Origin of the sequence: Streptomyces sp. NPDC049813 (genome assembly GCF_044465085.1) — a bacterium.
GTDB lineage: Bacteria > Actinomycetota > Actinomycetes > Streptomycetales > Streptomycetaceae > Streptomyces.
This window is the reverse complement of the sequence record NZ_JBITLI010000001.1, coordinates 441,058-460,280: the sequence shown is the minus strand read 5'-3', so window position 1 is coordinate 460,280 and position 19,223 is coordinate 441,058. Positions and strand designations below refer to the sequence as shown.

Below are 19,223 nucleotides of genomic sequence, written 5' to 3'. Positions count from 1 at the left end.
CCTGAGGCGTACCCCCCACAAGCAGGCCGCCCCACCCAGCCGGGACGGCCCTGCCCCAGGCAGCGGCACACAGGCCGGCCCGGTAACCCGGTTGTCCGGAGCGGGGGCCCGGGCCCGCGGGGTCGCCCGGCCGCGCCGGTGTGGCCCGGGGCTCGGTTAGCCTGGTCGGACGATGAACCGCACTGATCAGCCCGACCCGGCCGCCCACCGCATGACCACGCCCTGGGGAGAGGTCGACCTCACCCGTTTCCCGGCCGACCCCCGCGATCAGCTGCGCGCCTGGGACGCGGCGGACGACTACCTGCTCAAGCACCTGGCCGAGAACCGCACCGACCTGTCCGGCGCCGTCGTCGTGGTCGGCGACCGCTGGGGCGCCCTGGGCACCGCGCTGACCGGGGTCGACGGCTGCGCGCCGACGCTGATCTCGGACTCCTGGCTCGGACAGCGGGCGACCGGCGAGAACCTCGCCCGCAAGGGCGTCTCCGGCCCGGGCGCGACCCTGCTGACCACGCAGGACACCCCGCCGGACCGCGTCGACGTCCTGCTGGTCCGGGTGCCCAAGAGCCTCGCGCTGCTGGAGGACCAGCTGCACCGGCTGCGGCCCGCCCTGCACGAGGGCACCGTGGTCGTCGGCACCGGCATGGTCAAGGAGATCCACACCTCGACCCTGAACCTGTTCGAGCGGATCGTCGGCCCCACCCGCACCTCGCTCGCCGAGAAGAAGGCGCGGCTCGTCCTCAGCACACCGGACCTGTCACTGACCCCTGGGCGCGACCCCTGGCCGGTGCGGTACCGGCTCCCCGACGACATCGGCCCGGCGGCCGGCCGCACGGTCGTCAACCACGCCGGCGTGTTCTGCGCCGAGCGACTTGACATCGGCACGCGCTTCTTCCTACGGCACCTGCCGCGGGCCACCGGCGCCGCCCGCATCGCCGACCTGGGCTGCGGCAACGGAGTCGTGGGCATGAGCGCCGCGCTCGCCGCACCCGACGCGGAGCTGCTGTTCACGGACGAGTCGCACCAAGCGGTGGCCTCGGCCGAGGCGACGTACGCGGAGAACTGCGGCGAGCGGCCCGGCAAGGCGGTCTTCCGGGTCGGCGACGGCCTCGCGGACGTCCCCGCCGCCACCCTGGACCTCGTACTCAACAACCCGCCCTTCCACTCGCACCAGGCGACGACCGACGCGACGGCGTGGCGGATGTTCACGCAGGCGCACGCGGCGCTGCGGCCGGGCGGCGAGCTGTGGGTGGTCGGCAACCGGCACCTCGGCTACCACCTGAAGCTGCGCCGCCTCTTCGGCAACAGCGAACTCGTCGCCGGGGACCCGAAATTCGTGATCCTGAAGGCGGTACGACAGGACGGCGCGCAGCGCGGCGGCCCGCGGCGCGGGTGAGACCGGCACCGAGGGCCGGCGGCGGCCGGCGCCGGGACGCGTCGCGGCCGTGGCGGACTTGTCGGAACCGATTCGTCCGGGCGACGATGCCCCCATGAAGGGTGATCTTTTCGCGCATGAGTACATGGTGCAGGCCGCGGTCGCACCGGGGATGTCCGTCCAGAACGCCAAGTCGATCCGCTACGTGGTCGACGGCGAGATGCTGGCACGGCAGGGGGCGATGATCGCCTATCGGGGGAACCTGCAGTTCGAGAAGAAGGGCCAGGGCGTCGGCGGCATGCTGAAGCGTGCCGTCACCGGTGAGGGCCTGCCCCTGATGAAGGTGCAGGGCAAGGGGGAGGCCTGGTTCGCGCAGGAGGCGCAGAACGTCTTCGTGGTCGACGTCGAGCCCGGCGACGTGTTCACGGTCAACGGCCGCAACGTCCTGTGCTTCGACGCCACCCTCTCGTACGAGATAAAGACGGTGAAGGGCGCGGGCATCAGCGGCGGCGGCCTGTTCAACAGCGTCTTCACCGGCCACGGCAAGCTGGGCCTGGTCTGTGAGGGCAACCCGCTCGTCCTGCCGGTCTCCCCGCAGCAGCCGGTGTACGTGGACACCGACGCCGTCGTCGGCTGGAGCGCGGGGCTGCGCACGTCGCTGCACCGTTCGCAGTCCATCGGCTCGATGATCCGCGGCGGTTCCGGCGAGGCGGTGCAGCTGATGCTGGAGGGCGAGGGCTTCGTGGTCGTACGTCCCAGCGAGGCGACCCCGCAGAAGCCGCAGCAGCACTGAAGGGTGTCGGCCCGCACGGGGCCGGCCGGGATCAGGGGGCCACGCCGGCCGGGGTGCCCTCGCCCAGCGCGATGCGGGCCAGTGTCGTCAGCATCATGCCGTTGCGGATCTTCACGAGGTACTCCACGGGCAGTCCGTGCATACGGGTGCCGGGTCCGCGCAGCGGGTGCCAGTCGAGGACGAACAGGGTGTGCCCGCCCCAGGGCAGCAGGTTCATCGCGATGCGGGCCGCGCCGAACGGATCGGCCTTCGCCTCCAGTTCGAGCCGGTGCTCCGGTTCGCTGATCCGTACGACGCTGGTGTCGTCGAGGGTCAGCGGGCCGAGCCCGACCCGTACCTTCAGGGCGGCACCGACCGCGGGCCACTCCGGGTCCACGGCCAGGACCTGCTGCGTTCCCGTCACCCACTCCCCGTAGCGGTGGCCGTCGGACAGCAGCGCCCAGACCGCGGACGGCGGGCGCAGGATGAGCCGGCGGTTGCGGGCCACGTCGATCACGCTCCTCGGGAGGTTGCGTCTCCAGCTTGGCCCGGGCCGCCCCGGGGGACACCTCGGCAGGTCCGGACGGGGTGACGCGCACGCTTCCGGTGCCACCGCCGGACGGGGTGACGCGCACGCTTCCGACGCCCCGCAGGATGGCGGGGCGGCTCGGAAACAGGGCGCCCCTAGAGGACCGACCGCGTCGCAGTGACCGCGACGGCGGTGTACCGCATCTCGAAGCTGCCGCCCCTGGCGTCGATCGCCGCGCCGACCTCGGTCAGCACCCGCTCCAGCTTCCCGGGCTCGAACTGGCCGTGGTCCCCCTGTGTGGGGAGCTGATCGAGCCAGGCGTCCGTGCTGTAGACGTGCCGCCACGCGAACCGCCACTGCTCGGGCTCACCGAACCCGTCGGTCCGGCGGATGCCCTCGACGGTCTTGGTGAGCAGCGGCGACTCGCTCGTCGTGTGCGGCGACGGCGGGGCCGGCGTGCGGTAAGCCCGCGCGGCCAGCGCGTCCGGCACCACCTCGTCGTAGATCTTCCGGAAGGCCTCGCGGATCTCCGCCGGCGGCTCCGCGACGTTCCAGAACGCGGCGAAGCGTCCCGCCGGGCGCAGCACCGACGCGGCCTTGGCCGCGCCCGCCACCGGGTCGACCCAGTGCCACGCCTGGCCCGAGACGAGTCCGTCGAAGCGCCGGTCCGCCGCGTCCCATTCCTCGAAGCGCGCGATCTCGGTCTCCGTGCCGTGGGTCCGCGCGAACTCCGCCATCCGCGGATCGGGCTCCACCCCGAGGACCGTGCAGCCGGCCGCCTGGAACTGGCGTGCCTCGATCCCCGTGCCCGCGCCCACGTTCAGCAGTTCGCGGCCCGGGCATTCCCGCACCACGCGGGTCACCAGGCCGTCCGGATAGCGGGGCCGGGTCCGGTCGTAGCGTGCCGCGTCCAGCCCGAAGTTCTCGGCTGTGCCGCGCTGCTGGTGGAGGTCTCCGCCGAGCTTCCCATGCGCCATGGCCCGACCGTAGTGGGCACTCGCCCACTCCGTCAACCCAGGGTTGCACCTCCGCTTGCCGAAGACGCCGGGGCCGCCGCGCCTAGGATGGGCGGGCGCCCGCTTCCGGCCGGGCGCGCGCTCGCGGCGCGACGAACGGGCGTCGGCGGGGCGGCGCAGGAGGCGTAGGAGAGGACGGGCGCGTGCCGACCGGGGTACACCTTCGTGACGCGAGACAGCAGCTGTTCGACGCCGCCGAGCGCGTGCTCCTGCGGGGCGGGCCGAGCGGGCTGACCAGCCGCGCCGTCACCGACGAGGCGGGCTGCGCCAAAGGGGTCCTGCACCGGCACTTCAGCGACTTCGACGCATTCCTCACCGACCTCGTGCTCGACCGGGCCGGACGGCTGGAGCGGGAGGCGGGCGCGCTGCGCGCGGCGGCCGGGAGCGGCACCGTCGCGCGCAACCTCACCGGTGCGCTGTTCACCCTGTTCGGTCCGGTGCCGATGGCGATCATCCCGTTGATCACGTTCCGGGACGAACTCCGCACCCGGCTGCGGCAGTTGATGCCCGGGGGCGGCATCGCGATCCTGGCCCAGGCGTCGGACGCGATCTCCGCCTACCTCGCCGACGAGCGCGCACGCGGCCGCATCGCAGCCGACGCCGATCTCGACTCACTCACACTCTCCCTGGTCGGCGGCGCCCACCTGCTGTTCGCGGAACACGCCCCGGCCCCGCCGACGACAGCAGCGGTCGACGCGCTCGTGACCACGGCGACCGCCGACGCGACCCGCCGACGCCCGGCCTGAGGCACTCCCTCCCGGTGCCGGGCCCTCTCGGACGCGGGATGCCCGCTGCTTGAGTAGCCGCGGGCAGCGCTGTCGGCGACTTGCTGGTTAAGCAACTCCCTGAGTGCCAACATCGAAGAGGTGCTTCCCGCCGTCGTCCTCGATGTGCAGCTTGCCGGGCTGATTACCGGGGATGACGACCACAGTGGCGCCCTGCACATACTCGCCGGGCTTCAGACTGTCCGTCCCGCCGAGGTCTTCGGCGGAGGACAGCTCATCCAGGTAGCCGGTCATGACCTCGGCGACCTTTCCGTCCTTGCCGGTCCAGGTGAGGGAGCTGTTGTACGGCGTCATGCTGATCTCGGTGCCACTCGTATTCTTGACCTTGAGAGTGACCGACGCGATCTCCTGGCCCGCCTCCAGTTCACTGCTGACCGAGTCGCTCGAGAGGTCAGCGGCGTCGTACTCCTTCACGGACACCAGGGTGACGTCTGCGGTGCCGGTCAGCGTGCTGCCGTCGTCGCTGTACTCGGTGGTCTCGACATGCACGGTCTTGCCGACCTTGAGGGTCGGTGCGCTGTCCGCTGCCGGCTGAGACTCCGGCTGCGAAGAGGTTTCCTGCTCTTGTGGTTCGGACGCCGAAGGGGTCTCTTCCCCGGTCGCCGAGGGCGTCTCCTGTTTGGTCTGCGCAGGTGTCTCCCTCTGGGTCTCCGCAGGCTTCTCCTTCTTCGGTTCCGCTGAACTCTCCTTCCTAGACTCTGCAGAGCTGTCCGTCCTGGGTTCCGCAGAACTGTCCTCCTTCGGCTCCGCGGGGGTTTCCTTCTGTGAATCCACCGAGACGGTGTCCCCACTGGTGTCGTTGCTGGCGCTGGAACCGCAGGCTGCGACCCCTCCGAATATGGCGAGAACCGTGCTGGCCGCCGCTATGACTCTTTTCATCGCGACACATCTCCTGGTACGGGTGCGACCTCGGCGACAACTTGGCCGTCATTCCTGATCTTCGCAGGCCCTCTAAGGACGCCGCGCCAGCCGGATGACGGCGTAAGTGATGCCGAGAATGATGTCGACGATGGCCCAGAGAAGGATGATGAGTCCGACGCCGATGGCTGTACCCGCACTTTCGGCGTCATTGCACGTCTGGGCGTCCAGGGAGCCGCAGTCGTCCGGAGTTCCCGCGCTGGAGCGCGCACCGAGAATGATCCAGAGCAGGAAGACCACCTGCACTGCGAGAAAGAACCACATGAACCACCGGGGGTGCCGCCGGGTGTTGGCGCCGTGGCGCGGGGGCGGGGTCGGGCTTTCCGTTGCGGGCGCGGGGTGTGCGGCCGCCTGGCCACCACCGGGTCCCCATTGAGAGGTCGCCCACTCTTCAGAAGGTTGGGTATTGTGCTTCATGGCGCTGAGCCCTTGAAAGGATCCGTCTGTTTCCCCCGGGTCACGAACCGAGCCGTGACCGTCCCCTGAACGTTCTGCGTGCGGACACTGCAGACCCCCTATCAACTTTACGTCGCCCTTATTCGTGTTTCTACCTGCCTTCGCTCCAGCAACAGGCGACAGTGGTCCCGGACTTCAGGGTCCTGTCCGAGCGTCGGTACAGCGGACGGCCTGCTTCTCCCCCGGCCAACATGCCCCCGTTCGGGCGTCGCCTTCCGATAACCGCGCCGAAGGGGCGCGCGGTTCTGTCCGCGCGCCCCAGGCCTCCATCGTGAAACGGACTTCGCCGTTCGGATCGTGGTGCAGTCGACGAGGCCCTGTCCCAGCTGAACTCGGCAGCGCCCGCGATCCTGCCGGACGCGCAGCGTTGCCTCTCGGCCACGGCGCCATCCGGGGTATCGACGGACCCCGAAGCGCCACCGGCCCATCGGTTTCAGGGACGTTCGATCATGTCTCGGTCCATGCCATGCACACTGACCTGTGCTATGTGCACTTAACCCCGATACGTCTCCAGCAGCCGCAGCCACACCTCGCTGATCGTCGGGTACGACGGCACCGCGTGCCAGAGCCGGTCGATCGGTACCTCGGCCGCGACCGCGATCGTGGCGGCGTGGATGAGTTCGCCGGCGCCGGGGCCGACGAACGTGACGCCAAGGAGGATCTCCCGGTCGAGGTCGACGATCATGCGGGCGCGGCCGGTGTAGCCCTCGGCGTAGAGGCCCGCTCCGGCCACGTTCGCCATGTCGTAGTCGACGGCGCGCACGCGGTGGCCCGCCTCCTCGGCCTCGGCCAGGGTGAGGCCCGCGCTCGCCGCCTCCGGGTCGGTGAAGACGACCTGGGGGACGGCGGCGGTGTCGGCGGTGGCCACGTGGGCGCCCCAGCGGTCGGTCTCCAGCAGGGGCACGCCGGCGGCCCGCGCGGCGATCACGTCGCCCGCGATCCGGGCCTGGTACTTGCCCTGGTGGGTGAGGAGGGCGCGGTGGTTGGCGTCGCCGACGGCGTAGAGCCAGTCGTGGCCCTCGACGCGCAGGGTGTCGTCGACGCTCAGCCAGGAACCGGGCTCCAGGCCCACCGTCTCCAGGCCGATGTCCTCGGTGCGCGGGGCCCGGCCGGTCGCGAAGAGGATCTCGTCGGCCTCCAGCGTCGAGCCGTCGCCGAGGGTGACGGTGACGGTGGAGCCGCGGCGCTCGACGACCGTCACCGACGTGCCCGTCCGCACGTCGGCGCCCGCCTCGCGGAGCGCGTCCGCGACCAGTTCGCCGGCGAACGGTTCCATCCGTTCCAGCAGGCCGCCGCCGCGGACCAGCATGGTGACCTGGGAGCCGAGCGCCTGCCAGGCCGTGGCCATCTCGGTCGCCACGACGCCCCCGCCGACCACGACGAGGCGGCCGGGCACGTGGTCGGCGCTGGTGGCCTCCCTGCTGGTCCAGGGCTTGGCGTCGGCGAGGCCCGGCAGGTCGGGCAGGGCCGCGCGGGTGCCGGTGCAGACGGCGACGGCGTGCCGCGCGGTCAGCGTGGTGAGCGTGCCGTCGTCGGCGGTGACCGTGACCCGGCGGGGTCCGGCGAGGCGGCCGTGGCCGCGGTGGAGGGTGACTCCGATGGACTCCAGCCAGCCGACCTGGCCGTCGTCCTTCCAGTTCGAGGTGAAATAGTCGCGGCGCGAGAGCACGGCGGCGGCGTCGAGGGGGCCCTGCACCGACTGGGCGAGGCCGGGCACGCGGCGGGCGTCCGCGCGGGCGATCACCGGGCGCAGCAGGGCCTTGCTGGGCATGCACGCCCAGTAGGAGCACTCGCCGCCCACGAGCTCGCTCTCCACGATGGCGGCGCTCAGTCCGCCCGCCCGTGCCCGGTCGGCGACGTTCTCGCCGACCGGTCCCGCTCCCACCACAACAACGTCGTACGTGTACTCCATGGGTTCCGTCATGGGCACCAGTGTGGTCGTAGGTGTGCCGGTGAGCCACACGGGTACGTGCGCGGAATACGGCCGCTCTGCGGACCGTTGTGCCCAGCGGCTTTGCCCTTCACGGCTTCGCCCCGAAACCCAGGAAGCAGGAAGAGGGAAATCACCATGAGCAGCACCACCGTGGAGCTGACCAAGGAGAACTTCGATCAGATGGTCACGGAGAACGAGTTCGTGCTGATCGACTTCTGGGCGTCCTGGTGCGGGCCCTGCAAGCAGTTCGCCCCTGTCTACGAGAAGTCCGCCGAGGCCAACCCTGACCTGGTCTTCGGCAAGGTCGACACGGAGGCGCAGCCGGAGCTGGCCGCCGCGTTCGGCATCCAGTCGATCCCGACGCTGATGATCGTCCGTGACCAGGTGGCCGTGTTCGCGCAGCCGGGCGCGCTGCCCCAGGAGGCGCTGGACGACGTGATCGGGCAGGCCCGCAAGCTCGACATGGACGAGGTCCGCAAGTCGGTCGCCGAGCAGCAGGCGCAGGCGGCGCAGCAGCCCGAGGAAGGCTGAGCGCCGACAGCTGCGGACAAGAAGGCGGTCGCCCGTGTGGCGGCCGCCTTCTGCCGTGTCCGGTGGCGCTCAGGTCGACGCGCGGGGCACCGCGCTCGCTCCCAGCACGTCCCGTACCTCGGGTTCCGCCGCGGGGTCGCGCACCAGCCGGTCGACGAGCGTGGCCAGCTCCTCGCCGGACGGCAGGTCGATGCGGACCGTGCTGAGGCGGGGGCGCAGCAGCCGGCCGAGCATCAGATCGTCGGCGCCGATCAGAGCTACGTCGCCGGGGACGTCGGCACCGGCGTCCTGGAGGGCGCGCATCAGCAGCATCGCGTACTCGTCGTTGTAGGCGAACACGGCGTGCAGGTCCTCGGCGCGGAGCTGCGCGGCGACGCGGGCGGCGTCGGCCTCGGTGTACGCCAGCGGCAGCGGCACCACGTCCGCGCCGGTCTCCCGGGCCCCGGCGAGGCGGGGCAGCGCGAAGGCGCCGAGGCCCTCCTCGCGCGGCATGACGACGCCGATCCTGCGGTGTCCGCGGGCGAGGAGGTGGCGGCCCGCGGCGCGGCCGACCTCCCGGTGGTCCATGATCAGGGCGTGCGCGCCCTCGACGGGGTCGGGGCCGAGGGTGAGGACGGCCCGGGCGCCGGAGCGTTTGAGGACGGCGACGCCGTCGGGGCCCATGCCGGCGGGGGCGAGGACGGCGACGGGGCGCAGCTCGGCCCAGGCCCGGGCGGCGTCGTCGCCGGTGAGGCCGACGCTGCCGTACTGGACCACCGTGTAGTCGAGGCGGCTGAGCGCCCATTGCAGTGCGTGCAGGAAGCCGCTGTACAGCGGTCCGACGGGGACCTCGGGGGTGGGCAGCAGCACGATCCGGGTGTGGCCGGCGCGCAGGCTGCGGGCCGCGGCGTGCGGGACGTAGCCGAGATCCTTGGCGGCCTGGTGGACGCGGCGGCGGGTGGGTTCGCTGATCCGGACGGCGCTGGTGTTGTTCAGGACGTAGCTGACCGTGGCCCGGGACACACCGGCCAGGCGGGCGACGTCGGCGCTGGTCGGCACGGAGCCGCGGGCGGGACGCGCGGGCGCGGGGCCGGGGGGCGGGGGTGGCTCGGCGGGCACTTGCTCGGGTATCTGCACCATGACGCCGGGCATCTTTCCAGACCGGCTCCCGCGGGCGGGGCCCGGGCGGGCGGAGTGGCGGCCGGACCCGGCCCGACCTGGTGCGCACGCCCCGCCCGAGCCACGGCTACCCCGCGGCAAGCGTCCCCCACAGATCCGGCTGCGCGAAACCGAGTGCCCACAGCACGGTGTGCGTCACCCCGTACTTGCGCAGCACCGGCAGGTGCGCCGCGGTGCCCCGCGCGTCCTGGTACCAGACGGTGCGGCGGGTGCCGCCGTCCTGGTAGGTGAAGTGCGGCGTGCGGGAGTCCGGGTCGAGCGCGTAGGGCGCCCGGACCTTGCGGCGCAGCGCGTCGGCCTCCAGCGCGGTCACGTGCCGGGCCCGGGGCGTGCTGCCGACCGCCCAGTCCCAGCCGTACGCGGGCAGCCCCATATCCAGTTTGTCCCGCGGCACTTCGGCGGTCGCGCGGGCCAGGATCTCGTCGTACCAGGCCGGGGTGGAGACCGGCCCCGGGGCGCCTTCGGCGTGGTGCAGGTTGTACGCCATGACGCGCACCCGGTCGGCGGCGGCACCGAGCTTCGGGTAGTCCCAGACGCGGCCCGTGGCTCGGGTCTTGGGGGTGACGGTGACGAAGCACTGCTTGTGTGCGGCATGCAGCTGCTCGCAGAGGTCGGTGACGAGGGCGACGTACCCGTCGCGCACGGCCGGGTACTGGTCCTGCGGGGTGGGCGCGATGGTCTCGTAGTCGAGGTCGATGCCGTCGTAGGCGCGGCTGCGTACGACGGCGAGCAGCGCCTTCACGTGGGCCGCGCGCTGTTCCGGGCTGGTCAGGACGGCGGCCAGCGCGCCGGGGGCCAGCTGTTCCATGACGGTCGGGACGACCTGGATGCCCTTGGCGCGCAGGCCGTCGATGACGCGGCGGTCGCCGGCGCCGGGGTGCCGGCCGACGAGGGTCGCGGACTTCGTCTCGTACCAGAAGGGGCTGACGGTCCGCAGCTGGTCGGCGTGGGCGAGGGCCTCGCGGTAGCCGGCCTCCTGCGCCCAGTACGGCAGCCAGGCCGAGACGGTGCGCGGGGGTGGCCCGGGCGCGCGCTGGGGTGCGGCGGCGCTCAGGGTGAGCAGGACGGCGAGGAGGGACAGGACGCATCGGTGCGGGGCTCGGGCCATGTGCCGAGCCTGTGCGGCGTCCGCCGCATCCGCCGTGCGGACTGGGCCGTCCAGGTCCTACGGTGACCCCCGTGACTGCCTATACGGATGACCCCGCGTACGAGCACCCCGGCCGCAGCGGCGCCACGGCCACGGTGGAGGCGCAGCCGCGCCAGGTGGGGGCGGTGCGCACCGAGTACGCGCCCGCCCACGACGGCGATCCGGATCCGGGCGAGATCGTCTGGACGTGGGTTCCGTTCGAGGAGAACGACGGGCGCGGCAAGGACCGCCCGGTGCTCGTCGTCGCGCGCGAGGCCGCGGGCACGCTGCTCGCGGTGCAGCTGTCCAGCAAGCGGCACGACCACGACCGGGAGTGGGTGCCGATCGGGTCGGGGCCGTGGGACAGCGGCGGCCGGGAGTCGTGGGTGGACGTGGACCGGGTGCTGCGCGTGCACGAGCGCGGGATGCGCCGTGAGGCGTGCGCGCTGGACCGCGGCCGGTTCGATCTGGTGGTGCTGCGGCTGCGGGAGCGCTACGGCTGGACGTGACCCGGCGGTGACGGGCGGGGCAACAGTGATGTGTCCCGTCCGTACCGGTTCGGGCAAAGCCGCAGGACAGCGGCGGGAACACCGTCCGGGAGCCGCCGGGCGGCTCAGGGGCACTCTTGTGCGAAGCGCCACGACCGTCTTGGGTGGGACGGGCATGACCCGGATCGGCCCGCCCCGGGCCGAATCGCCGGCATGGCCCCCACCGGGGACCATGGATGCACGAGAACACCAAGAACACCAAGAACACCAAGAACGCCAAGGACGCCAAGGACGCCAAGGACACGGAGGACCCCGGCATGAGCGAGGGAGACTGTAGGGGCCACGGTGACCCGGTCACCGTGGCCGAGGCGGAGGCTCTGGTGCAGGGCATCTGCTTCAAGACGGGCCCGCCCAGGACCGTGGGTGTGGAGCTGGAGTGGATCGTCCACGAACCCCGGCGTCCCCAGGCCCTGGTGGCACCCGAACGACTCGACGCGGCCTATGTCGCGCTGCGCGCCCTGCCCCTGAGTTCGGCGCTCACCGTGGAACCCGGCGGCCAGCTGGAGCTGAGTTCGCTCCCTGCCGCCACCTTGATGGAGTGCGTCACCACGATGCGGGCCGACCTGGCCGCCGTGCGCACCGCGCTCCGCGGTCACGGACTCGTCCTGTCCGGCCACGGCACCGACCCGTGGCGGCCCCCGCGACGCGTCCTGCACCAGCCCCGTTACGACGCCCTGGAGGCGTCCCTCGACCGTGCGGGCCCGGCCGGCCGGTCCATGATGTGCTCCTCCGCCTCCGTGCAGGTGTGCCTGGACGCCGGGTACGAGGAGCCGGGGCCGCTCGGCCACGGCCGGCGCTGGCGGCTCGCGCACCTGCTCGGCCCGGTCCTGGTCGCCGCGTTCGCCAACTCACCGATGCTCGGCGGCCGTTCGACGGGCTGGCGGTCCACCCGCCAGCAGCTGTGGGAGCGCATCGCCGTCGGCCGCTCGGGGGCACCGCCGCTCGACGGCGAACCGCGCGCGGCGTGGACGCGGCACGTCCTGGACGCGCCGGTGATGTGCGTGCGCACGGACAGCGGCCCCTGGCAGGTTCCCGAGGCTCTCTCCTTCCGGGAGTGGGCCCGGGGCGGGGACGGGCACCGGCCGCCGACCCGCTCCGACCTCGACTACCACCTGACCACGCTGTTCCCGCCGGTGCGGCCGCGCGGCCACCTCGAACTGCGCATGATCGACGCGCAGCCGGGCGACGACGGCTGGCTCGTGCCGCTCGCGGTGACGACCGCCCTCTTCGACGACCCGGAGGCCGCCGAGACCGCGTACCGGGTGGTCAAGCCGCTGGCGGAACGGGCCGGCGCCCGGCCCGCGCCGCACAACCCGCTGTGGCGGGACGCGGCCCGGCTCGGTCTCGCCGGCCCCGAGCTGCGCGAGGCGGCCACGGCCTGCTTCATGACCGCTCTGGAGGCACTGCCCAGGATCGGCGCCGGCGCCGACGTGCAGCGGGCCGTCGCCGACTTCACGCACCGCCATGTCGTCCGGGGCCGGTGCCCCGCCGACGACGTGCTCGACCAGCTTCCCGCACCCGCACAGGGGAGGACCTTCCACTCATGACCATCGAGGAGCACGCGAAGACCGCCGAGAGCACCGGGCTCGCCGGCGCGGACCCGGAGGCGCTGCGCGGGCGCGCGGCGGACGCCCTCCTGGCCGCCCGCCGCCGCACCACCCTCCTGACCAGCTGCGTGGAGGGGCCCGAACTGACGGCGCAGCACTCGCCGTTGATGTCGCCGCTGGTGTGGGACCTGGCGCACATCGGCAACCAGGAGGAGCAGTGGCTGCTGCGGGCGGTGGCGGGCCGCGCGGCGATGCGGCCGGAGATCGACCCGCTGTACGACGCGTTCGAGCACCCGCGGTCCGAGCGGCCGCGGCTGCCGCTGCTCGCGCCGGAGGAGGCCCGGGGGTACGCGGCCGAGGTGCGGGGCCGGGCGCTCGACGTCCTGGACGCGGCGTCGTTCGAGACGGACGGCGCCGAGCGGCTGACCCGGTCCGGCTTCGCGTTCGGCATGATCGCCCAGCACGAACAGCAGCACGACGAGACCATGCTGATCACCCATCAGCTCCGGGCGGGCGCGGCGGCGCTCACCGCGCCCGAGCCCGAGGGGCCCGCGCGTCCCTTCGACGGTCCCGCCGAAGTCCTGGTCCCCGGTGGCCCGTTCACCATGGGCACGACGGCCGAGCCATGGGCGCTGGACAACGAACGCCCGGCGCACGTCCGGTTCGTGCCCGCCTTCCACCTCGACACGACGCCGGTGACGAACGGCGCGTACCAGGAGTTCATGGCCGACGGCGGCTACCGCGACGCCCGCTGGTGGGCGCCGGAGGGCTGGGCGATGGTCCGCGAGGGCGGCTTCGAGGCGCCGCGGTTCTGGCGGCGGGAGGCGGGCCAGTGGCTGCGCCGGCGCTTCGGGGTGACGGAGGTGGTGCCGCCCGACGAGCCGGTGCTGCACGTCAGCTGGTACGAGGCCGACGCCTACGCCCGCTGGGCCGGGCGCCGGCTGCCGAGCGAGGAGGAGTGGGAGAAGGCCGCCCGCTTCGACCCGGCGACGGGCCGCTCGACGCGCTATCCGTGGGGCGACGCCGACCCGGCGCCGGACCACGCCAACCTGGGCCAGCGCCATCTGCGCCCGGCTCCGGCGGGCAGCTACCCCGCCGGCGCGTCGCCGCTGGGCGTACGGCAGTTGATCGGCGACGTGTGGGAGTGGACGGCGAGCGACTTCCTGCCCTACCCGGGGTTCGTCGCCTACCCCTACCGCGAGTACTCGGAGGTGTTCTTCGGCCCCGGGCACAAGGTGCTGCGGGGCGGTTCGTTCGCGGTGGACGCGGTGGCGTGCCGGGGCACGTTCCGCAACTGGGACCTGCCGGTCAGGCGGCAGATCTTCGCGGGCTTCCGCACGGCCCGGGACGCCGCCCCGCAGGAGGCCGGCTGATGTGCCGTCACCTTGCGTACCTGGGGCCGCCGGTGCCGCTGGGCGAGGTGCTCGACGCGCCGCCGCACAGCCTCTTCCGGCAGTCCTGGGCGCCGCGCAGACAGCGGTACGGCACGGTCAACGCCGACGGGTTCGGGGTGGGCTGGTACGCGGACGGGGACCCGGTGCCCGCCCGCTACCGGCGCGCCGGGCCGATCTGGGGCGACCAGCCGTACGCGGACCTGGCCCGCGTGGTGCGCTCCGGCTCGGTGCTCGCGGCCGTCCGGGACGCGACGCTGGCCGGTGCGGACGGGGAGGCCGCGGCGGCGCCGTACGCCGCCGGGCCCTGGCTGTTCAGCCACAACGGCGCGGTGCCGGGGTGGCCGGACTCGCTGGCGCCGCTCGTGCCGTCCGTCCCCGCCGCCGACCTGCTGGCGATGGAGGCCCGCTGCGACGCGGCGTTCCTGTGGGCGCTGGTACTGCACCGGCTGCGCGCGGGCGACGACGAGGCGCAGGCCCTGGCCGACACCGTCCTGATGGCGGCCGAGGCGGCGCCCGCCGCCCGCCTGAACCTGCTAGTCACCAATGGCGAGACGATCGCGGCGACCGCGTGGGGCGACACCCTGTGGTACCTCACGGAGCCCGGCCGCCGCACCGTCGTCGCCTCCGAGCCGTACGACGACGATCCGCGCTGGACGGAAGTGCCCGACCGCACGCTCCTCGCGGCGAGCCGCACCGACGTCCTGCTGACCCCGCTCAAGGAGCCGTCCGCGTGAGCCCGTACACCCTGACCCGCACCCTTCCCGAGGACGCCACCGGGGCCGCCCTGCGCGCCGACGTCCTTGCCGGTCTGACCGGCTCCCCCAAGACGCTGCCGCCGAAGTGGTTCTACGACGCGCACGGCAGCGACCTCTTCGACCGGATCACCACGCTGCCCGAGTACTACCCGACCCGCGCCGAGCGGGAGGTCCTGGTGGCGCGCGCCGCGGAGCTGGCGTCGGCGACCGGGGCGCGCACCCTCGTCGAACTGGGCTCGGGCTCGTCCGACAAGACCCGGCACCTGCTGGCGGCGTTCTCGCAGCTGACGCACTACGTGCCGGTGGACGTGAGCGAGAGCGCCCTGCGGGGCGCGGCCGACGTGCTCCTGGCCGAGTACCCGGCGCTCACCCTCCAGGCCCTGGTCGCCGACTTCACGCGGCCGCTCGCGCTGCCTCCGACGCCGGGGCCGCGCCTGGTGGCGTTCCTCGGCGGCACCATCGGCAACCTCCTGCCGCAGGAGCGCGCGGCCTTCCTCACCTCGGTCCGGGGCCTGCTCTCCCCCGGTGACTTCTTCCTGCTCGGCACCGACCTCGTCAAGGACGAGGCGACGCTGGTCGCCGCGTACGACGACGCGGCGGGCGTCACCGCGGCGTTCGACAAGAACGTGCTGAACGTGGTCAACCGCGAGCTGGGCGCCGACTTCGACCCGGCCGCGTTCGCGCACGTGGCCGTCTGGGACGCGGAGCGGGAGTGGATCGAGATGCGGCTGCGCTCCGCCGTGGCGCAGACCGTCAAGGTCCCGGCGCTGGACCTCGCGGTGACCTTCGCCGCGGGCGAGGAGCTGCGCACGGAGATCTCGGCCAAGTTCCGCCGCGAAGGGGTGCAGCGGGAGCTGGCGGCCGCCGGGCTCGACCTGGTGGAGTGGTGGACCGACACCGAGGGCCGCTTCGCGGTGTCGCTCAGCACGGTGCCCGCCACCGCCTAGCCGGCGGCTCAGCACGGTGCCGACCACCGCCTAGCCGGCCGCGCCGCGCGTCGAGCGCACAGGGCCCCCGGCGGCGTGCCGGGGGCCGTCTCTCATTCGCCGCTCTCGTCCAGGCGGCGGGTGATCTCGCGGGACGCCCTCTTCGCCTCGCCGGCCGGGTCGGCGCCGGACAGCACCCGGGACATGTAGGCCTTGATGGGGTTGTCGGCGGCCTCCACCGTCGCCCAGAGCGGCGAGGCGGGGGTCGCCCTGCCGTGGGCGGCGCCGACGGCCATCGCCGCGACGCCGGGCTCGCCGGCCACCGCGTCGGCGAGGGTCGTCTTGTTCGGCACGTAGTTCATGGTCCTGGCCAGGTCCGTGTTCCACTTCTTGCCGGCCAGGGCCTCCACGACGGCGACCGCGCCCGCCCGGTCCCCCGTGGCCGCGGGGACGACGAGGTCCGAGCCGCCGGTGAAGACGGCGCCGGCGCGGGCGGCCGTCTTGCCGGGGATCGGGAAGTACCCGAGCTTCCCCTTGAGGGACGGGTTCGCGTCGATGATCTGCTGGGCCGCGCCGGGCACCGAGATGATCTGGGCGATGTCGCCCTTGGCGAACTGGGCGGCCTGCGACGGGTGTTCCTCGTCGGCGTCCTTGGGCCCGGCGCCGAGCGCCTGGAGCCGCTGGTAGAAGTCCATGGCGCGCAGCGCGGCCGGGGTGTCCAGGGCGCCGGTCCAGGTGCCCGCCGACTCGTGGGCCAGCTCGCCGCCCTCGTCCCAGATGAACCCGGAGAGCGTGTACCAGTCCTGCCCGGCGAGGTAGATGCCCTGGGTGGCGCCCGCGTCGAGGCGGCGCGTCGCGTCCAGCCAGGCGGCGCGGGTCTTCGGCGGCTGCTCGATCCCGGCCCGCGCGAAGAGGTCCTTGTTGTAGATGACGACCCGGTTGGCCGCGTACCACGGGATGCCGTACTGGCGGGACTTGTCGACGCCGGGCTCGGCGAGGCCGGGCAGCCACTGCGCCATGCCGAGGTCGCGCGCGGACTCCAGGGAGAGGTCGAGCAGGCCCCCCTCGTCGACGTACTGCGGGACCTGGGTGTTGCCGACCTCGATCACGTCGGGGGTGTGCTCGCCGTGCTTGCCCTTCAGGGCGGCGACGACCTTCTCGCCGATGCCGGTCCACTCCTGGATGCGGATGTCCAGGCGCACGTCGGTGTGCTGCTCCTCGAACTCCTTGGTGAAGCGGGCGAGGAAGGCGTCCGACGCGCTGTTGCGCATCAGCCAGACGGTGACCGTGCGCCGGTCCGGTTCGCCCCCGGGCAGCGCGCCGCACGCGCTCAGCAGCGTGCCGGTCACGACGACGAGGGAACCGAGGGACAGCACGGCACGGCGGGATCTCACGTGGGTCACTTTCTGCCTGCGGACAGGGAGGATCGCCCGACGTGGGGGGAAGAGCGCGCGGCTCGCACGGGTGTGGCTGGATTTTGGTATGTACCAATCGGAGGGTCAAGCGTTACTGGAAAGTAAGTCGGACATACGTGTCCGCTCGCCCCCTCGCGGTCCCCGGCACCCTGGGGCACGGTGGAACCATGTCGAATCACACCTACCGCGTCACCGAGATCGTCGGCACCTCCCACGAGGGTGTCGACCAGGCGATCCGCAACGGGATCGCGCGCGCCTCCCAGACCCTGCGCAACCTCGACTGGTTCGAGGTGACCCAGGTCCGCGGCCAGATCGTCGACGGCGACGTCGAGCACTACCAGGTCGGCCTCAAAGTGGGCTTCCGCCTGGACGCCGACGACTGAGCCCGGCGAGGGGCGCGGACAGACCCTAGGTCCGCCCCTCGCGCTCCTGGGCGTCCTTCAGCTCCGCGGACGTGCCGGCCCAGCGGGCGCGGACCACGGTGAACCCGGCCCGCTCGGCCTCGTCGCAGACCAGTTCGTCGTCGTCGACGAGCATCCGTACGGTGCGACCGCGGGCCAGCCGGCGCAGCAGCTCCAGCTTGGTGCGCCGGGCGGGCCTGCGGTCGTCCTCGCGGCGCATCGTCAGCGCGCCCGGCGGCAGCCCCTGGGCGGCGAGCCACGCCTCGGTGTCGGCGCGGCACCGCTCGGGCCGCCCGGTCAGGTACACCACCTCGCACTCGTGTGCGCTCCGGCGGGCCAGCTCCACGCCCTGCGCGAGCGGCGGATCGTGCGGCGCGGCGGCGAAGAAGCCGTCCCAGTCCCGCGGCCTGCGCTCCAGGAACCGCTGCCGGTGGGCGGTGTCGGCCAGCGTGCCGTCCAGATCGAAGACGGCCAGCGGCCGTGTGTCCCGCGTCATGACGGCACCCTACGGGCCGCGTCCGGGAATCCCGGCGGCGGCGAAGCGTTGAGACGGACGTGACCACCGTGATCGAGACGACCCGCTTCTCCGTCCTTGACCGCTCCCGCACCCGCGAGGGCGCCACCGCCCCGCAGGCGCTGCGCGACACCGTCACGCTCGCCCAGGACCTGGAGCGTCTCGGCTACCACCGCCTCTGGGTCTCCGAGCACCACGGCGTCCCCGGCGTCGCCGGCTCCGCGCCGACCGTGCTCGCGGCGGCCGTCGCGGCGGCGACCCGCACGATCCGGGTCGGCACCGGGGGCGTCATGCTCCCCAACCACCGGCCGCTGGTCGTGGCCGAGCAGTTCGGGGTGCTGGAGTCGCTGTTCCCGGGCCGGATCGACATGGGGATCGGCCGCTCGGTCGGTTTCACCGACGGGGTGCGCCGGGCGCTCGGCCGGGGCAAGGACGCCGCGGAAACGGACGACTTCGCCGGGCAGCTCGACGAACTGCTCGCGTTCTTCGCCGGGACCTCCCCGACCCGGGTCCACGCCCGCCCCAGCGAGGGCCTGACCGTGCCGCCGTACGTGCTGGCGATGGGTGAGGGCGCCGACATCGCCGCCCGCGCGGGCCTGCCGCTGGTCATCGGCGACCTGCGCGGCCGGGAGAGGATGCTGCGCGGCGTCGACCACTACCGCGCGCAGTTCCGCCCGTCCGTCTGGGCCGCGGAGCCCTACGTCGTGATCTCCGGGACGGTCGCCGTGGCGGGCAGCGAACCGGAGGCGCGCCGGCTGCTGGTCCCCGAGGCCTGGTCGATGGCGCACGCGCGCACGCACGGCACCTTCCCGCCCCTGCCGCCGGCCGAGCGGGTCGCGGCCCTGGAGATGACCGCCAAGGAGCGCGAGCTGTACGAGTCCGGGCTGCGCGGCCACATCGCGGGCACGGAGGCCCAGGTCGCGCAGGAGCTGGCGGAGGTCATCGCGGCGAGCGGCGCGCAGGAAGTGCTGGTGACGACCAGTACGTACGACCGGGAGGGGCTGCTGGAGTCGTACCGGCGGCTGGCCAGGATCGCCCGGCTGCGCCCGCCCCAGGGGCCCGGCGGCTGACCGGGCGGGCCTTCGGGGCGCCGCGCGGGGCGCGTCCTAAGATCGGGTGGTTCGCCC

The 19,223-nt window shown here is 73.3% G+C and carries 20 protein-coding genes; 11 read left to right on the top strand and 9 right to left on the bottom strand.

Annotation, left to right across the window (positions count from 1 at the left end):
* Positions 1-172: 172 nt before the first annotated feature.
* Together ACIBW6_RS01900 and ACIBW6_RS01895 are read left to right on the top strand one after the other, a co-directional pair.
* The gene (locus ACIBW6_RS01900) at positions 173-1,393 is read left to right on the top strand and encodes a methyltransferase (protein WP_399055475.1); all 1,221 of its coding nucleotides are present in this window, start codon (positions 173-175) and stop codon (positions 1,391-1,393) included.
* A 94-nt stretch (positions 1,394-1,487) separates the two neighbouring features.
* Positions 1,488-2,165: an AIM24 family protein gene (locus tag ACIBW6_RS01895; protein ID WP_399055473.1), complete on the top strand. Its 678-nt coding sequence runs from the start codon at positions 1,488-1,490 to the stop codon at positions 2,163-2,165.
* Between the two features lie 31 nt (positions 2,166-2,196).
* On the opposite strand, the gene ACIBW6_RS01890 is transcribed toward ACIBW6_RS01895, so the two are convergent.
* Both ACIBW6_RS01890 and ACIBW6_RS01885 read right to left on the bottom strand, forming a co-directional pair.
* Complete coding sequence (locus ACIBW6_RS01890) at positions 2,197-2,652, bottom strand: SRPBCC family protein (RefSeq protein WP_399055471.1); 456 nt, start codon at positions 2,650-2,652, stop codon at positions 2,197-2,199.
* 176 nt (positions 2,653-2,828) lie between these two features.
* Complete coding sequence (locus ACIBW6_RS01885; protein ID WP_399055469.1) at positions 2,829-3,650, bottom strand: class I SAM-dependent methyltransferase; 822 nt, start codon at positions 3,648-3,650, stop codon at positions 2,829-2,831.
* 182 nt (positions 3,651-3,832) lie between these two features.
* Between ACIBW6_RS01885 and ACIBW6_RS01880 the strand changes: the two genes are divergently transcribed.
* Complete coding sequence (locus ACIBW6_RS01880; RefSeq protein ID WP_399055467.1) at positions 3,833-4,435, top strand: TetR/AcrR family transcriptional regulator; 603 nt, start codon at positions 3,833-3,835, stop codon at positions 4,433-4,435.
* An 87-nt stretch (positions 4,436-4,522) separates the two neighbouring features.
* Here ACIBW6_RS01880 and ACIBW6_RS01875 read toward each other — a convergent pair whose 3' ends face one another.
* The 3 genes from ACIBW6_RS01875 to ACIBW6_RS01865 all read right to left on the bottom strand — a co-directional run bounded on the left by ACIBW6_RS01875 (position 4,523) and on the right by ACIBW6_RS01865 (position 7,772).
* Complete coding sequence (locus ACIBW6_RS01875; protein WP_399055465.1) at positions 4,523-5,353, bottom strand: hypothetical protein; 831 nt, start codon at positions 5,351-5,353, stop codon at positions 4,523-4,525.
* A 72-nt stretch (positions 5,354-5,425) separates the two neighbouring features.
* Positions 5,426-5,809 carry a hypothetical protein gene (locus tag ACIBW6_RS01870; protein ID WP_399055463.1) on the bottom strand — a complete coding sequence of 128 codons (384 nt, stop codon included), beginning with the start codon at positions 5,807-5,809 and terminating at the stop codon, positions 5,426-5,428.
* A gap of 532 nt (positions 5,810-6,341) precedes the next feature.
* A complete protein-coding gene (locus tag ACIBW6_RS01865; protein ID WP_399055461.1) occupies positions 6,342-7,772 on the bottom strand; it encodes a dihydrolipoyl dehydrogenase family protein in 1,431 nt (476 codons plus the stop codon).
* Positions 7,773-7,916: 144 nt separating this feature from the next.
* On the opposite strand from ACIBW6_RS01865, the gene trxA reads away from it, so the two are divergent.
* Positions 7,917-8,312 (top strand): thioredoxin, encoded by a 396-nt coding sequence (gene trxA, locus ACIBW6_RS01860; RefSeq protein ID WP_324775018.1) that lies wholly within the window; start codon positions 7,917-7,919, stop codon positions 8,310-8,312.
* A 69-nt stretch (positions 8,313-8,381) separates the two neighbouring features.
* Here the strand turns inward: trxA and ACIBW6_RS01855 are convergent, their stop codons facing one another.
* Together ACIBW6_RS01855 and ACIBW6_RS01850 are read right to left on the bottom strand one after the other, a co-directional pair.
* On the bottom strand, positions 8,382-9,431 hold the full coding sequence (locus ACIBW6_RS01855) for a LacI family DNA-binding transcriptional regulator (protein ID WP_399055458.1): 1,050 nt from the start codon (positions 9,429-9,431) through the stop codon (positions 8,382-8,384).
* Positions 9,432-9,537: 106 nt separating this feature from the next.
* Complete coding sequence (locus tag ACIBW6_RS01850) at positions 9,538-10,578, bottom strand: glycosyl hydrolase family 18 protein (protein WP_399055456.1); 1,041 nt, start codon at positions 10,576-10,578, stop codon at positions 9,538-9,540.
* Positions 10,579-10,649: 71 nt separating this feature from the next.
* Between ACIBW6_RS01850 and ACIBW6_RS01845 the strand changes: the two genes are divergently transcribed.
* The 5 genes from ACIBW6_RS01845 (at position 10,650) to egtD (ending at position 15,787) form a co-directional block, all read left to right on the top strand.
* The gene (locus ACIBW6_RS01845) at positions 10,650-11,105 is read left to right on the top strand and encodes a type II toxin-antitoxin system PemK/MazF family toxin (RefSeq protein ID WP_399055454.1); all 456 of its coding nucleotides are present in this window, start codon (positions 10,650-10,652) and stop codon (positions 11,103-11,105) included.
* 296 nt (positions 11,106-11,401) lie between these two features.
* Positions 11,402-12,691 (top strand): ergothioneine biosynthesis glutamate--cysteine ligase EgtA, encoded by a 1,290-nt coding sequence (gene egtA / locus ACIBW6_RS01840; protein WP_399056387.1) that lies wholly within the window; start codon positions 11,402-11,404, stop codon positions 12,689-12,691.
* Positions 12,688-14,064 (top strand): ergothioneine biosynthesis protein EgtB, encoded by a 1,377-nt coding sequence (gene egtB, locus ACIBW6_RS01835; protein WP_399055452.1) that lies wholly within the window; start codon positions 12,688-12,690, stop codon positions 14,062-14,064. Before egtA ends, egtB begins: the two co-directional genes overlap by 4 nt.
* The gene (egtC, locus tag ACIBW6_RS01830; protein WP_399055450.1) at positions 14,064-14,819 is read left to right on the top strand and encodes an ergothioneine biosynthesis protein EgtC; all 756 of its coding nucleotides are present in this window, start codon (positions 14,064-14,066) and stop codon (positions 14,817-14,819) included. Before egtB ends, egtC begins: the two co-directional genes overlap by 1 nt.
* Entirely contained in the window at positions 14,816-15,787 is a 972-nt protein-coding gene (gene egtD / locus ACIBW6_RS01825; RefSeq protein WP_399055448.1) for an L-histidine N(alpha)-methyltransferase, read from the top strand. The genes egtC and egtD overlap by 4 nt, the downstream gene beginning before the upstream one ends.
* A 92-nt stretch (positions 15,788-15,879) precedes the next feature.
* On the opposite strand, the gene ACIBW6_RS01820 is transcribed toward egtD, so the two are convergent.
* Complete coding sequence (locus ACIBW6_RS01820; RefSeq protein ID WP_399055446.1) at positions 15,880-17,160, bottom strand: extracellular solute-binding protein; 1,281 nt, start codon at positions 17,158-17,160, stop codon at positions 15,880-15,882.
* A gap of 188 nt (positions 17,161-17,348) precedes the next feature.
* Here ACIBW6_RS01820 and ACIBW6_RS01815 point away from each other — a divergent pair, with 188 nt between their 5' ends.
* A complete protein-coding gene (locus tag ACIBW6_RS01815; RefSeq protein ID WP_399055444.1) occupies positions 17,349-17,564 on the top strand; it encodes a dodecin in 216 nt (71 codons plus the stop codon).
* Positions 17,565-17,589: 25 nt separating this feature from the next.
* Here ACIBW6_RS01815 and ACIBW6_RS01810 read toward each other — a convergent pair whose 3' ends face one another.
* A complete protein-coding gene (locus ACIBW6_RS01810; protein WP_399055442.1) occupies positions 17,590-18,078 on the bottom strand; it encodes a haloacid dehalogenase-like hydrolase in 489 nt (162 codons plus the stop codon).
* 59 nt (positions 18,079-18,137) lie between these two features.
* Here ACIBW6_RS01810 and ACIBW6_RS01805 point away from each other — a divergent pair, with 59 nt between their 5' ends.
* Positions 18,138-19,166, top strand: coding sequence for an LLM class flavin-dependent oxidoreductase (locus tag ACIBW6_RS01805; RefSeq protein ID WP_399055440.1), 1,029 nt, complete (start codon positions 18,138-18,140; stop codon positions 19,164-19,166).
* Positions 19,167-19,223: the final 57 nt, after the last annotated feature.

Coding starts and splice junctions, on each gene's coding strand:
- ACIBW6_RS01900 (WP_399055475.1), top strand. CDS start 173: ATGAACCGCACTGATCAGCCCGACCCGGCCGCCCACCGCATGACCACG.
- ACIBW6_RS01895 (WP_399055473.1), top strand. CDS start 1,488: ATGAAGGGTGATCTTTTCGCGCATGAGTACATGGTGCAGGCCGCGGTC.
- ACIBW6_RS01885 (WP_399055469.1), bottom strand. CDS start 3,650: ATGGCGCATGGGAAGCTCGGCGGAGACCTCCACCAGCAGCGCGGCACA.
- ACIBW6_RS01875 (WP_399055465.1), bottom strand. CDS start 5,353: ATGAAAAGAGTCATAGCGGCGGCCAGCACGGTTCTCGCCATATTCGGA.
- ACIBW6_RS01870 (WP_399055463.1), bottom strand. CDS start 5,809: ATGAAGCACAATACCCAACCTTCTGAAGAGTGGGCGACCTCTCAATGG.
- ACIBW6_RS01865 (WP_399055461.1), bottom strand. CDS start 7,772: ATGACGGAACCCATGGAGTACACGTACGACGTTGTTGTGGTGGGAGCG.
- trxA (WP_324775018.1), top strand. CDS start 7,917: ATGAGCAGCACCACCGTGGAGCTGACCAAGGAGAACTTCGATCAGATG.
- ACIBW6_RS01855 (WP_399055458.1), bottom strand. CDS start 9,431: ATGGTGCAGATACCCGAGCAAGTGCCCGCCGAGCCACCCCCGCCCCCC.
- ACIBW6_RS01850 (WP_399055456.1), bottom strand. CDS start 10,578: ATGGCCCGAGCCCCGCACCGATGCGTCCTGTCCCTCCTCGCCGTCCTG.
- egtA (WP_399056387.1), top strand. CDS start 11,402: ATGAGCGAGGGAGACTGTAGGGGCCACGGTGACCCGGTCACCGTGGCC.
- egtB (WP_399055452.1), top strand. CDS start 12,688: ATGACCATCGAGGAGCACGCGAAGACCGCCGAGAGCACCGGGCTCGCC.
- egtC (WP_399055450.1), top strand. CDS start 14,064: ATGTGCCGTCACCTTGCGTACCTGGGGCCGCCGGTGCCGCTGGGCGAG.
- ACIBW6_RS01815 (WP_399055444.1), top strand. CDS start 17,349: ATGTCGAATCACACCTACCGCGTCACCGAGATCGTCGGCACCTCCCAC.
- ACIBW6_RS01810 (WP_399055442.1), bottom strand. CDS start 18,078: ATGACGCGGGACACACGGCCGCTGGCCGTCTTCGATCTGGACGGCACG.